The organism is bacterium, from assembly GCA_040755795.1.
Classification (GTDB): Bacteria; UBA9089; CG2-30-40-21; order CG2-30-40-21; family SBAY01; genus JBFLXS01.
In genome coordinates this window covers 1-13,149 of record JBFLXS010000078.1, presented here as the reverse complement: position 1 = coordinate 13,149, position 13,149 = coordinate 1, and the positions used below count along the sequence as shown (strand labels likewise).

The window sequence follows — 13,149 nt, the reverse complement described above, 5'->3', positions numbered from 1 at the left end:
AGGCTAAAGCCAGAGGTTTTAGAAGTTACAGAAATTTTAAAATAGTAACCTTTTTGATTACAGGAAAACTTAATTTTGGTCAACTCAATAAACACTATTTACCCACTTAAAACTTAGAAGAACCAAAAAACCTAAAGTAGCTATGGGTGCTTGTATGACTAAGGTTACTTTCTATATCTATGCTACTTTAAGAAATCAAAAACCTTTTGTCTTACAGCAACCTAATGATGTTTGTAACTTAAAGTCTGATGATTAATCTTTTAAATTCTTAATTGTTCTTTGACAACTGAATATTTTTTAAAGTTATCCACACTTTTTACTTGACAATTAATAGCTGGTCTTTTTATTTTCTCACACAAAGCCACAAAGAACACAAAGGTTTATTGTTTTATTCAATTCCTTTGTGACTTTGCGTCTCTGTGTGATTATTTTTATTATTCTAACGATTGAGCTCACTTGCTACGGGGAGAATTACCCCCAACCTTTGTTAGCAAGATAAAACCTTGATAAACTGCAAAACTCTGAAAAGCGGCACAACCCCTGCCCTCAGGTGCAGCGAGTTGTTAGCGGAACTTTTATTATTTTCTACTACTCGCATTCAATATTGTCAAACCAACAATGTTTTTTCCATCTTTCCGTATCAATATATCGTCATCCGTTTCAATTGTTGTGGTAGCTCGCTGGGGTTTACGGAAACTCATATAGAGTACATCTGCCTCCTTATCATAGTCCAGCCACACCTGCTGAATTGGTAATTTTAGGATGTCGGTTGCTGCTACAACACAGTTACTGATGAAATCCGTTGTTCTCTTAGTTGTCACTGTTGCCATATTATTTCTCCTTTCGGTTTAGTATCGAGCAGATAGGCAGTAATCACAAATCCATCACCTCTCGATAGCTCTCTGTAAATCACTACCAGCCACTTTCCCTTTCCAATGTTTCTTATAGCTTTCAGGGCTCCTTTGTTTCCGCGAACAATAAGCTCTGGCTTCTCCACAGTATCAAGTATCTCATGGAAATAGCTTGCCAACTCATCATGGTTCTCAACAATATGGTACCATCTCTCATAAGTCAATCGTATTGGTACACCATTGATCGAATAGGCAACTTCCATTCATACCTCCAATTCCGCTAACCTATGATTATACTGCCTATTGGCAGTTTTATATTACTGCATTATAAGTTAGGCTATTTATAGAGTATTTATAGAGTAGCATAAATAAAGTATTCTGTCAAGAAAATTTCGACCTGTATGGTTAGAAATTATCAACAATGATAAGGGATAAGACTAAAGGTAAGGAGAGATTTTGTCGATATTAATGGTATTAATGGGGGGTAGAGCATAGGGTCACATCTTGAGTGAGTGTTGCCAAGAAAAACTACATTTTGTTTGACGAGGAACAAATTTTAGTGTATGTATAACTCTATTAAAATAAAGCGATTAAGAAATTAGGTATAAACTTACATGGAGTATTCACTAATTCATATCATAAGATTTTGATCATAAATGAAAAGTTGGAGTATCTTTACATCTATATCCAATCTATTGTTTTTCAATGGGTTATGCAATATTCATCAAATTATATAGATGAAAAGAGTTGTCAACACTCACTTGAATTGTGAATTGTAACTATAAAACAATAAAAAGGAGTTCTTTAAGCTTTCTCTCAAGATGTGACTCCACTTCTCTATTCTCCTACCGGATACGAGCCTAAGAGTTTAAGAACCAAACACAGGTTCTTTAGTTCCTCTAATGCCAGCTGAACATTTTTATCCTTGATATGTCCTTGTAAATCTAAGAAAAAGATATATTCCCAGGGTTGTTTTCCTGAAGGTCGAGATTCAATCTTGGTCAAATTAATCTTATATTTAGCAAACGGAATTAACATATCATGTAAGGCACCAACCCTATCTTTTATGGAAAAAAGGATAGAGGTTTTATCATTAGAGGTTGGAGCAGATATTTCTCTTCCGATAACCAGAAATCGGGTATAATTTTCTTTTCCAGCCTCAATGCCTTTAATGACGATATTTAAGTTATAGATAGAGACTGCTAATTGACTGGCAATAGCGGCTGAGGTTTTTTCAAGAGAGGCTCTTCTTGCCGCCTCAGCCGTGCTAGAAACCTCAATATACTCGGCGTCAGGAAGATTATTTTCAAGCCAAATTCTTGACTGGGCAAAGGACTGTGAATGATAATAAACTCGTTTAATATCTTCAAGATGGGTATTTGAGAGTAGATTATGGGAGATTTTTAATATAATCTCGGCACATATTTTCAATTCGGAATCGATAAACATATCCAGTGTATGAGTTACTACGCCTTCAGATGAATTCTCTATCGGGACGACACCATAATTCGCCCGACCACTTTCTACCTCATCAAATATCTCTGAAATAGTTTTTTTGGGGATATACTCACAGGAAGAACCAAATTTCTCCAGAGCGGCTTGATGAGTAAATGTTGCCTCAGGACCAAGGTAGGCTATTTTTAGGGTCTCTTCCCAGGATAAAGAGGCAGACATAATTTCACGATAAATGGCTTTGAGGGCTTTATTTGGGAATAAACCTTTGTTCTTTTCACATAATCTCTCGTAGATTTCCCTTTCGCGGTCTGGTTGGTAAGCCTCGATTTCTCTTTCTCTTTTAAATTTCCCTATCTGTTGGGCAATCTTTATTCGTTTATTTAATATGTCCAGAATCTGGTTATCAAGTTCGTCAATTTGTTTTCGATAGTTATTTAGTTTTTCTTTATCTTGATTACTAAATTCTGGAATAGAAAGTTTTTTCATTGTTTCCTCCTGAAAATAAGGAAGTAGAAAGTAGAGAGTAGAAAGTAGAAAGTAAAGAAAACATTACTCTTCACGCTCATCTCCTTACCTCCCACCTTCTCCTGAAAATAGGCTGAAGGCTGAAGTTTTGAACGCTGTTTCCTTCAGTCTTCAGACTTCACTGTTCACTTTCTCAAGTAGTCTTTTGCGTAATTTTTCATCAAATTCTTTTGCTGAGAATTTACCCATCCTTTTCAATCTTTGATTCATTGCGGCTATTTCAATAATCACCGCGATATTTCTTCCTGGTTGAAGCGGAAGGACTATTTCAGGAATTTGGACGCCCAGAATATCTATCATTTCCTCATCTATACCTAATCTATCATATTCTTTTTGAGGGTTCCATATCTCTAATTTTACTGCCAATTCAATTTTAGCCTGAGGAGAGACCGCCCCGACACCAAATAATTCCCTAATATCAATAATACCTATACCACGAATTTCCATATGATATCCTACCTTCTCATCTGGAAATCCAATTAAGATACCAGGTCCGGTGCGTTTAATTCTCACGACATCATCTGCCACAAGCCGTTGTCCTCGTTCAACTAAATCTATGGCACACTCACTTTTACCCATCCCACTTTCTCCCAGGATTAAAACTCCTACCCCGTGAACCTCAACTAAATCACCGTGAGTAGTTATTTGCGGGGCAAAAATTTGGTCTAAATAAAAAGTAAGTAGTGCAACCAATATTCCTGTTGGAAGGGGAGAGCGAAGAAGTGGGACTTTATATTTTGTTGTCCATTCTATTAGTTCATCAGGCACTTCCTGTCCCCAGCTAATAATAAAACAGGATATTTCATATTGAAACATTTTTTCTAATATATTTCTTTTTTGGTCGCTATTTAAATATTTAAGATATGCCATTTCACCTTTACCCAGAACCTGGATTCTCTTAGAACCAAAGAATTCTACATATCCGGCTAAAGCCAACCCTGGCCGATTAATATCATGAGATACAATTTCATTATCTAATCCCTCTGCACCAGATATAATGTCGAATTTTAATTCTTTTTTCTGTTCTATCATCTCTTTAACTGTCAATTTACTCCTCCTTTGACAGGTAGAACACTCTCGGATAAAATTAAGCGGTAATTTTATTAGCCTTCGCACACCGCAAATTTTTCCTTCACCCCCACTTTTTAAGTAGAGAGTAGAAAGTAGGAATTTTGTTTTATTTACTTCCTATTTTCCATTTCTTACTTCCTATTTTTATCCGAGAGGCTTCAAGTAGTCAGTGAACCAATCTCTATGTTCTACTGTTCACTCTCTATAAATGTTTTGCTTCTTCTTGCCTGATTAATTCTAATGCTTTTTCTGAAGTATCAGCAGTTTTCAAGGTTTCACGCACATAGTGATGTTTAAGGAGTCTTGAGATTTTAGCTAATGCCTTTATATGGGGGCCGGTAACATTTTCTGGAGAAAGTAATAAAAAGAATAAATACACCGGCTCACCATCTAAGGATTGAAAGTCTATACCTTTTTTTGACCTGCCAAAAGCGGCAAGTAATGTATTTATTCCCTCACATTTTGCATGAGGGATTGCTACCCCATGACCAATACCGGTACTCATTAATTTCTCTCTTTCTTTCACTGCCTCTAAAATCTTTTCCCTATTGGTAATTTCCCCTGCCTTAAAAAGTAAATCTACCAATTCTTTTAACACACTATCTTTATCGGTGGCTTTCAGGTCTGTTTCAATTGCTTCTACACTTAGAAGTTCAGCTAATTTCATTTTTTTCCTCCCTTTAGGTGGTAAATTTTTTGTAAGCGTTCAGGTGGTGTAACAAAAGGAAATATGGAGATAAAGGAGATAAGGAGATATTATTAAAAAAATTGGAATTAGTAGAAACTGATAGAAATTTATGGAAACTTGTTGTTTTCCACCATCAATTTCTACCTATTTTTGCTTCGCTATTATCTTATCTCCATATCTCCCTTATCTCCTTATCCCCCTTCTTACACTTTTGATGCATAGCCTGAACGGTTACCAAAAACTATGGTTCTATTAATCCATAAGTTCCATTTTTAGTTCGATAAAGCACATTTATCAGCCCGGTTTCAACATCTGTAAATACAAAGAACTCTAATGAGGCTTGCTCCAATTCAATAATAGCCTCTTTTAATGTCATAGGTTTAGATGTCAGTTTTTTGCGACTTATTTTTTGCATCTTTTGTGGAGTAACTGTAATTGTTTTAGAACACACCCTTGCTTTCTTTTGGACCTTCTCTTTACATTTTTTAAGCTGGCGTTCTAATTTATCAACAACCTGGTCAATAGAGGTATAGATATCCGGTGATGTTTGATGTCCGGTAAGGGTATTTCCATTGAAGTCAATTACGACCTCTATCCCTCGTCTTGTTTTTTCAGCCATTAAGACCACATGGATATTTACCTCTTTTTTATTAAAATACTTTTTTAGTTTATTTAGTCGTTTTCTTAAATAATCCTTTATCGCCTCATCAATTTCTATATGTCTTGCAGTTATTGAAAGATTCACTTTTCCAAATACCTCCTTTTTCGATGTTAATTTACGTAACCGTTCAGGATATAGCCACAGAGTCACAGAGAACACAGAGGGAATATATAACCACGAATGAACACAAATACAAAAAGATTTGTAGTGCGAGGCGTTAGCTTCGCTTCTGGCAAGCCAAAAGGCGAACTTAAAGGTTCGCACTACATTTATGGGATGTCAGAGGTTAATTCGTATCCATTTGTGGCTAATTTCTCTAATTCTCTGTGAACTCTGTGCCTCTGTGGCTGAACGCTTACCAATTTACCATATTCTCAATTCATTGTCAATTTTTTTCTTTGGCTTTTTCCTCCGGTGTATTATTTTCACTGAATCGACCCATTTTGCGGAATTTTTTATAGCGTTTTAAAACAAGGGTTGAGGTGTTATGTTTTTGGAGTTCATAAAGATGTTTGATTAATGCCTTTTTAACATTATCACATATTTCATCTATGTTTCGGTGTGCTCCACCTGTTGGTTCCGGGATAATTTCGTCAATTATTTCTAATTCCAGGAGGTCTTTTGCGGTGAGGCGAAGGGTGGCGGCTGATTCTGGGGCTTTATCTTTATCTTCCCAGAGGATAGCGGCACAGCCTTCTGGGGAAATAACCGAGTAAATTGCATTTTCTAACATTAAAGTTCTATCACCTATGGCTATGGCTAATGCACCACCACTACCACCTTCGCCAATGATGGTAACGATAATAGGTGTTTTAAGTTGGGAGAGTGTAAATAGATTTTTAGCTATCGCTTCTCCCTGACCTCTTTCTTCTGCCCCTATCCCTGGATAGGCACCTGGGGTATCGATAAAAGTCAATAGTGGTTTTTTGAATTTCTCCGCTAATTCCATTATTCGCAGAGCCTTGCGGTATCCTTCTGGATGAGGCATACCGAAATTACATAGAAGATTACTTTTGGTATCTCTACCTTTTTTGTGTCCAATTATAAATACACATTGGTCTTCTAAAAAGGCAATACCCCCTATTATTGCCGGGTCATCTGAGTATTTTCTATCGCCATGCAATTCGATAAAATCAGTAAAAATCTTCGAGATATAATCTATCGTGTTCGGTCTTTGTGAATGTCGAGCTAACTGAGTTATTTGCCAGGGGGTAAGATTAGCGAATATCTTGCGTTTTATTGTCGCTACTTGTTTTTCTAATTCCTTAACCTGTTTTGTTACATCTAAATCTTGTTTAGTCTGACTAATACTGGTTAGTTCTGTAATTTTGTTTTCTAATTCTTCAATTGGTCGTTCAAAATCTAAATATGTATTTCCCATAGATATTTTGCCTTTATCGAGCTTTTCCTACCAAATCTGCGAATTCTCTTGGATTAATAGATTTAGCTAATGCTTCTTCATAAGAAACTATTTTTTTAGCCACTAATTCCGCTAAAGATTGGTCCATACTGCGCATACCCTGTTTTTTTCCGGTTTGAAGCACGGAAGGTATCTGGTAAGTTTTGGCTTCACGAATAAGAGACCTGACGGCTGGTACAGCCACCAAAACCTCAAAAGCGGCTACTCTCCCTTTTTCAACCACCTTTCTAATCAAAAGTTGTGAAATAACACCGACTAAATTAACGGTTAATTGAGAACGGACTTGAGGTTGTTGATGAGGGGGGAAAACATCGACTATTCGGTCAATAGTTGAAACTGTATCTGTGGTATGGAGTGTGCCGAGAACCAAATGTCCGGTTTCCGCCGCGGTCACAGCTAATTGTATCGTTTCCAGGTCACGCATCTCACCTATTAAGATAACATCCGGGTCCTGGCGAAAGACATGTTTTAATGCCTCACTAAAAGATAAAGTATCTGATTCTAATTGTCTTTGATTTACAACCGCTTTTTTACATTCATGAGTGAACTCAATCGGGTCTTCAATCGTCATTATATGAACCGGGAAAGTCTCGTTAATATAATCAATTAAAGCGGCTTGAGTCGTAGTTTTTCCTGCCCCAGCTGAGCCAGTAATTAATAAAAGCCCTCTTGGTCTGCGACATAAATCTTTACAGATTTCAGGCAGACCTAATTCATCCATAGTTGAGGTTTTTAATGGAATAATTCGGCAGACTATTCCTATCATTTCGCGTTGTTGGAAGATATGTGTTCTGAATCTCGCCAAACCAGGTATTTCATAACTCAAGTCCAGCCCCAATGCCGCCTCAAATCTGCGTTGTTGGGTTGGTGTCAGCATATCATAAGCTAATTTTTTAGTATCTGCCTCGGTAAGTTTGGGTAGAGTTTCCAGGGCAACTAAATCCCCATAGACCCTGAGTAAAGGTGGACTTCCAACCTTTAAATGCAGGTCTGATGCATCGCTTTTAACGGCAATTTCTAATAATTCGTTAATATTCATAATTACTGCCTTTTCAATCTTAAAGAGGCACTATTGTGGTGTTGAGTAAGTTTTGCACGGAGTATCATCAGATTTCATAACCTGCAAACGGATAATTGGTAATTGGTAATTGGTAACTGGTAACTGGTAACTGGTAATTGGTAACTGGTAATTGGTAACTGGTAATTGGTAACTGGTAATTGGTAATTGGTTAAATAATTTCGTCCTGAGTTCAGCCGGTAATCCCTCAGTTATCAGTGGTAAAAACTAAATAGAAATTTTCTCTCGCAAAGACGCAAAGTTCGCAAAGATTATAATTTATTCCTTTGCGTTCTTTGCGCCTTAGCGAGAAATTTAATCTTTATGCCTTTCTCCCACCAATAACTGACCGATTACCTCAGCCGAACGGTATTTAATTACCAGTTACCAATCACCAGTTACCAGAATCAAATTCCGTGCGTTATTTGTTCAACACGACACTATACTCCAGTGGGGTATAAATTGTGATTATTTAAAGTAATCGGTAATCAGGTAATCAGTAATCGGTAATTTGAGATAGCAGGCTACTGCTTGCTCTTTACCGATAACCTGATTAACCGATAACCTGAGTTGATAGTAACAGGAAATCACAAAATATGCCTCTCTAAAGTATAGAACTGTTAACTCATTGAAGAAGTACTATACAATCTGAAGTCTTGTTGCTCTTTGTTCAAATTCCTTTGGATTTGGTGAACGAGCTAACGCCTCATCGTAAGTAACAAGGTTATTTTTAACTAATTCTAATAAATCACTGTCCAGGGTTCGCATTCCATAACCACCACTGGATTGAATGATAGTATACATTTGATGTGCCTTTCCCTCTCTAATCAAACTTCTAATGGCTGGGATAGCAATCATAATTTCAAAGGCAACAACTCTGCCTTTCCCATCAACTCTGGGCACGATAGTTTGTGAAACAATCGCCTGAAGATTTACGGATAATTGAAGTCTAACCTGTTCTTGCTGTTCAACCGGGAAAACATCAATAATGCGGTCTATGGTTTGAACGGCATTATTTGTATGTAATGTTGCAAACACTAAAACCCCGGTTTCAGCCGCAGTAATAGCCGCAGAGATAGTTTCTAAATCGCGCATCTCTCCAACTAAAATAATATCTGGATTTTGTCGCATCACATGCTTTAACGCATCGGCAAAGGAAACAGCATCTACGCCTATTTCCCGTTGATTTATGGCACATAATTTATCCGTATGAACAAATTCTATGGGGTCTTCAATCGTGATTATATGTCCTTTTTTATTCGTATTTATATGTTCAATCATTGCGGCTAATGTTGTTGATTTACCACTTCCAGTAGGTCCTGTCACCAATATAAATCCACGCGGAAGCATTGCCAGTTGTTTAAATACCTGCGGCAAAACTAATTCATCAATTGTCTGTATCTTGATAGGTATCGTTCGCAAAACAGCACCAATGTTCCCTCTCTGTTGAAATATGTTCACCCTGAACCTTGCAACATCAGGAATCGTATAGGATAAATCTAACTCAAGATTCTTCTCAAACCTTTTCTGTCTTTCCTCACTTAAAATACTGTATAATAATTCCTTAGCATCTTGTGGAGAGAGTGCTGGAAATTTTTCTGTTCTGGTTAAATGCCCATGTATTCTAAAAAAGGGTGGTTCTCCAACACGAATATGTAAATCAGAACCACCTTCATAGACCATTTCTTTCAATAGGTCATCAAGTGTAAATTCCATTCGGTTGCTCCTTGTCTTTTTAAAATCTAATTTTATCGTAACTATTCAGCATACCAAGCAAGTAGGAAGTAGGAAGTAGGAAAGGGGGAAAATACTTCATACTATTTTACTCTTAATTGATTTGATTAAACCTATAAGCATCCTACTCACTTCTTCAGATATATCCCAAATGGATTGAAAATCTGGCAGATAATTAAGACCTTTAGATAGAATTAGATAATACCTTCCCTACTTCCCTACTCTCCTACTTCCCTACAGGGTGAATAGTTACATTTTATCTCTCTTCTGATTCAATCGTAACTTTTGCCGGATACGGGTAATTCTCCTCCATCACTATCGGTCCGCTCATAGTTGGTGTTTTAACATTAATAATTCCGTCTGAAGCCGCAAATGAGTATTTATGAGTGCCTGCCTGTAAATTAGTTCTATATTGATATGTTACCCCATCTTCATAATTATTATCAGTTACATCCACCTTTTCCATCGGATATATTCTGTCATCAATCCAGACCTCAATAAAAGTTGGTGGGGCACCTTCTGGGTCTGCATAAATTATTGTATAAGTGAATACTGTTTTAAGGTTGCCATTTACAGGAGAGACTTTAGGTGGAACAGGATAACATATTACCCAATTCTCATCACTATTCCCTTCATTTAATCCAAAGGCATAATTTGAAAATAATATGAAACAGATGGTCAATATAATTATTTTTCTTTTCATTTTCCTGTCTATTTTATTTCCCTGTTTTTCCTACTGCTGATTGATATATCGGGCATTGTAAACATCTGTCTTTATCATTTCGTTTACAACAGGGTACATTAAGGATTTCCCAACAATTAGAACCTTGCTGGTAAGCCTGGCAATTCAAATAATGGCTTGCCGGGCACCCTCTAATCTCATAACATCTTTTCATTAAAAACCCCTTTTGGAAGTAAAGTTAACCATATCGATATCTTTGACAACTGCTTACTTCCTACTTTTTATTCGTTCTTTATTTAAAACCTTAATAAACGCAGACACTACTTTACCCTCAAATAAATACCCACACCCTCTTTTGAGTTCTGAGATGGCATCTTCTGAACTAAATGCTTTCCGATAAGGTCTAATTGAAGTCATTGCATCATAGACATCAGCCACCGTGATAATTTTAGCGATTAAAGGCACACTATTATCATTTAGAGATTCTGGATAACCACTACCATCTATTCTTTCATGATGGAATTTTACGCCGTCAATAATTTCCTTTTCAGAACAAATTGGCTCTAATATTTTTGCTCCAATTAAAGTATGTTTTTTAACATTTTCAAACTCGGGAATTGTTAACCGTTCTTTTTTATTAAGTATTTGATCCGAAATACCAATATTACCTAAATCATGCAAAAAACCCGCTATTTTAGCCTTTTTTATCTCTTCTGTTGACAGTCCAAGTTCCGTAGCTATCATCTCTGAATATTTAGCCACCCGCTCACAATGACCATGAGTATAGATGTCTTTTGCCTCCACGGCGGCCAATAATGATTGAATAGTATTAAGGAAACTTGTCATTTTCTCTTGATAAAGATTGGCATTTTCAATCGCTACGCCGACTTCATTGCTCAAGATTGAAAGAAACTCTATATCCTCTCGGGTATAAGATTCCAAAGACATCTTTTCCCCTAATGATAGCATTCCCAATAACTTATCCTTAGAGGTTAAAGGAATACATATCGCGGCGTCTAATGCCTCAATGTCTTTTTTTATCTCACGCCATTGTCCATTAATACTATTTCTTACCTCTTCCCTGATAATTGGTTTTTTAGATTGAATTAAGTAATGAATTAGTCCAGAATCAGTTTTAAATCTCGTTGTTTTCTTTTTTATTACATCTAATCCTATCGCTCGATTTACCTGAACAGTGTCCTTTGTTTCATCAAGTAAAATAATGGATGCATTCCGAATATGTATCATATTTACCATAGAATTTAAAAAGGTATCTAACAATATTTCCCGGTCAAAGTTAGAAGCAATCTTCCGACTAATTTCTTTCGCCATATATTCCTGATTAAGTCTTTCACGAAAAAAATATCTATCAATAGTCGCCTGCATCTTCTCCCATATAAATTGAAAAAAGATAATTAATGTCAGGATAATTAATATAGATGTAATGAGTGAATTATAACCGATTAGTTTTCTAAATGCCAGTTCAAACCATAGAATACCTCCCAAAAATAAAGCAAATATAAACCCACTTAGCCCAAAATAGATAAATTTTCTTCCCAAAATCTCGATATTTTGGGTTTCAATCGTAACTAATCTATGTCTAACAATAGTATAAACTATGATTAAAGGATAAATCCCCGTAAGCAGGTGTCCTGCCGCATACATCTTACCAGATATAAAACAAAACAGATTACTTCCTATCCCAACAAGATTAATATATCCTCCAACAAATAACAATCGTAATTGTTTTTTTTCAATAATATTACTTGTTGTCCTTCTACGGTTAGCTAAAACTAAAAGGCTATAAATTCCTGTTCCGCTAAAAAAGATAAAGAATAAAAAATCACCAACTTGACCTACTGGATAGTAACAACCTTTAACATAATTAACATCCTGAGTCATCATTCCCATTGCACTTAGAATGAGAAATAGATAACTAAAACCGTAATTAACCTGGCATATCCTTTTAGTAATTAATCGATGGTCTCCAATAGTAGTTAATACCAGATGAAAAAAGACAGAAGGAATAAACACCACATTTATGTAATAGAATTTTAACCAGATTAATGCCCATTGACTGCTTAAAGAAAAATATATCCCTAACGAGGCAAAATTCCATAACGCTAATATTAGGCCATAGAGTATTATTTTAGTTGCATTAGGGTCTTTTATTTTAAAAAGAACAAATCCAATTAACAGAAGGTTTGTTATCCCAGATAAAAATGCACTTAAAGAAAGGAAAACATTTGATTCCATTATTTAGTTACCCTTTATCAAACCATCTATCCCTCCCGTATTGTAATACATTACCATAAAATATTAAAAATGTCAAGGGAAAAAGAATTACACATTCCTAAAAAATAAAAAAATTCTTGCAATATTTTTGATAATATGTTATAATACATCTTTCCAGAAATTTAAGGAGGAAAGATAAATGAAAACTTATATGGCTAAAGAAAAAGACTTGCAAAAAAAATGGTATGTTATAGATGCAGGAAGTCAAATACTGGGGCGTATGGCAAGTCACATCGCTCATATCCTGCGAGGTAAACATAAACCAATCTATACTCCCTACTTAGACACGGGTGATAATGTAGTCGTGATTAATGCACAGAAGGTTAATGTGACGGGTAAGAAGGCAGAGCAAAAAATTTATTACCACCATACTACCTATCCTGGTCATTTAAAGAGTATAAAATATAACAAATTAATGGCTCAGTCCCCGGATAAGGTAATTAGATTAGCGGTGAAGAGGATGTTGCCAAAAGGGGTATTAGGCAGAAAAATGCTTAAAAAGTTACACATCTATCCAGGTAATACTCATCCTCATCAGGCTCAACAACCAGAAATGTTAAATAGGTAATGGGTGACTAATGTCGTGTTGAACAAATAACGCACGGAATTTGATTCTGGTAACTGGTGATTGGTAACTGGTAATTGGTAACTGGTAATTAAATACCGTTCGGCTGAGGTAATCGGTCAGTTATTGGTGGGAGAAAGGCATA

16 protein-coding genes and 2 pseudogenes are annotated in these 13,149 nt (G+C 36.1%); 3 read left to right on the top strand and 15 right to left on the bottom strand.

Annotated features, from left to right (window positions below; all coding sequences use genetic code 11):
* Nucleotides 1-578 precede the first annotated feature (578 nt).
* The 5 genes from AB1414_07320 to AB1414_07300 all read right to left on the bottom strand — a co-directional run bounded on the left by AB1414_07320 (nucleotide 579) and on the right by AB1414_07300 (nucleotide 4,569).
* Nucleotides 579-830 (bottom strand): DUF2283 domain-containing protein, encoded by a 252-nt coding sequence (locus tag AB1414_07320; GenBank protein ID MEW6607251.1) that lies wholly within the window; start codon nucleotides 828-830, stop codon nucleotides 579-581.
* On the bottom strand, nucleotides 818-1,114 hold the full coding sequence (locus AB1414_07315; protein ID MEW6607250.1) for a hypothetical protein: 297 nt from the start codon (nucleotides 1,112-1,114) through the stop codon (nucleotides 818-820). Before AB1414_07315 ends, AB1414_07320 begins: the two co-directional genes overlap by 13 nt.
* A gap of 574 nt (nucleotides 1,115-1,688) precedes the next feature.
* Nucleotides 1,689-2,792, bottom strand: coding sequence for a prephenate dehydratase (gene pheA, locus AB1414_07310; protein MEW6607249.1), 1,104 nt, complete (start codon nucleotides 2,790-2,792; stop codon nucleotides 1,689-1,691).
* A gap of 150 nt (nucleotides 2,793-2,942) precedes the next feature.
* Entirely contained in the window at nucleotides 2,943-3,878 is a 936-nt protein-coding gene (hprK, locus tag AB1414_07305) for an HPr(Ser) kinase/phosphatase (GenBank protein ID MEW6607248.1), read from the bottom strand.
* A gap of 226 nt (nucleotides 3,879-4,104) precedes the next feature.
* Complete coding sequence (locus AB1414_07300; GenBank protein MEW6607247.1) at nucleotides 4,105-4,569, bottom strand: PTS sugar transporter subunit IIA; 465 nt, start codon at nucleotides 4,567-4,569, stop codon at nucleotides 4,105-4,107.
* A 130-nt stretch (nucleotides 4,570-4,699) separates the two neighbouring features.
* Here AB1414_07300 and AB1414_07295 point away from each other — a divergent pair, with 130 nt between their 5' ends.
* Nucleotides 4,700-4,846 carry a hypothetical protein gene (locus AB1414_07295; protein MEW6607246.1) on the top strand — a complete coding sequence of 49 codons (147 nt, stop codon included), beginning with the start codon at nucleotides 4,700-4,702 and terminating at the stop codon, nucleotides 4,844-4,846.
* Here the strand turns inward: AB1414_07295 and raiA are convergent.
* Nucleotides 4,832-5,335: a ribosome-associated translation inhibitor RaiA gene (gene raiA, locus AB1414_07290; GenBank protein MEW6607245.1), complete on the bottom strand. Its 504-nt coding sequence runs from the start codon at nucleotides 5,333-5,335 to the stop codon at nucleotides 4,832-4,834. The two genes, AB1414_07295 and raiA, sit on opposite strands and share 15 nt — an antisense overlap.
* A 96-nt stretch (nucleotides 5,336-5,431) precedes the next feature.
* On the opposite strand from raiA, the gene AB1414_07285 reads away from it, so the two are divergent.
* Nucleotides 5,432-5,581, top strand: a complete 150-nt coding sequence (locus AB1414_07285) for a hypothetical protein (protein ID MEW6607244.1) — start codon at nucleotides 5,432-5,434, stop codon at nucleotides 5,579-5,581.
* A 55-nt stretch (nucleotides 5,582-5,636) separates the two neighbouring features.
* On the opposite strand, the gene AB1414_07280 is transcribed toward AB1414_07285, so the two are convergent.
* The 9 genes and pseudogenes from AB1414_07280 to AB1414_07240 form a co-directional block, all read right to left on the bottom strand.
* On the bottom strand, nucleotides 5,637-6,632 hold the full coding sequence (locus AB1414_07280) for an acetyl-CoA carboxylase carboxyltransferase subunit alpha (protein MEW6607243.1): 996 nt from the start codon (nucleotides 6,630-6,632) through the stop codon (nucleotides 5,637-5,639).
* Between the two features lie 13 nt (nucleotides 6,633-6,645).
* A complete protein-coding gene (locus tag AB1414_07275; protein ID MEW6607242.1) occupies nucleotides 6,646-7,710 on the bottom strand; it encodes a type IV pilus twitching motility protein PilT in 1,065 nt (354 codons plus the stop codon).
* A gap of 30 nt (nucleotides 7,711-7,740) precedes the next feature.
* Nucleotides 7,741-7,875 (bottom strand): annotated as a pseudogene (locus tag AB1414_07270) (hypothetical protein).
* Between the two features lie 5 nt (nucleotides 7,876-7,880).
* A pseudogene (locus AB1414_07265) lies at nucleotides 7,881-7,925 on the bottom strand (hypothetical protein).
* Nucleotides 7,926-8,196: 271 nt separating this feature from the next.
* A complete protein-coding gene (locus tag AB1414_07260; protein ID MEW6607241.1) occupies nucleotides 8,197-8,319 on the bottom strand; it encodes a hypothetical protein in 123 nt (40 codons plus the stop codon).
* A gap of 48 nt (nucleotides 8,320-8,367) precedes the next feature.
* Complete coding sequence (locus AB1414_07255) at nucleotides 8,368-9,444, bottom strand: type IV pilus twitching motility protein PilT (GenBank protein MEW6607240.1); 1,077 nt, start codon at nucleotides 9,442-9,444, stop codon at nucleotides 8,368-8,370.
* Nucleotides 9,445-9,718: 274 nt separating this feature from the next.
* Nucleotides 9,719-10,165: a hypothetical protein gene (locus AB1414_07250; GenBank protein MEW6607239.1), complete on the bottom strand. Its 447-nt coding sequence runs from the start codon at nucleotides 10,163-10,165 to the stop codon at nucleotides 9,719-9,721.
* 13 nt (nucleotides 10,166-10,178) lie between these two features.
* Nucleotides 10,179-10,358 (bottom strand): hypothetical protein, encoded by a 180-nt coding sequence (locus AB1414_07245; protein ID MEW6607238.1) that lies wholly within the window; start codon nucleotides 10,356-10,358, stop codon nucleotides 10,179-10,181.
* Between the two features lie 53 nt (nucleotides 10,359-10,411).
* Nucleotides 10,412-12,400, bottom strand: coding sequence for an HD domain-containing phosphohydrolase (locus AB1414_07240; protein MEW6607237.1), 1,989 nt, complete (start codon nucleotides 12,398-12,400; stop codon nucleotides 10,412-10,414).
* Nucleotides 12,401-12,578: 178 nt separating this feature from the next.
* Between AB1414_07240 and rplM the strand changes: the two genes are divergently transcribed.
* Nucleotides 12,579-13,007, top strand: coding sequence for a 50S ribosomal protein L13 (gene rplM / locus AB1414_07235; protein ID MEW6607236.1), 429 nt, complete (start codon nucleotides 12,579-12,581; stop codon nucleotides 13,005-13,007).
* Nucleotides 13,008-13,149: the final 142 nt, after the last annotated feature.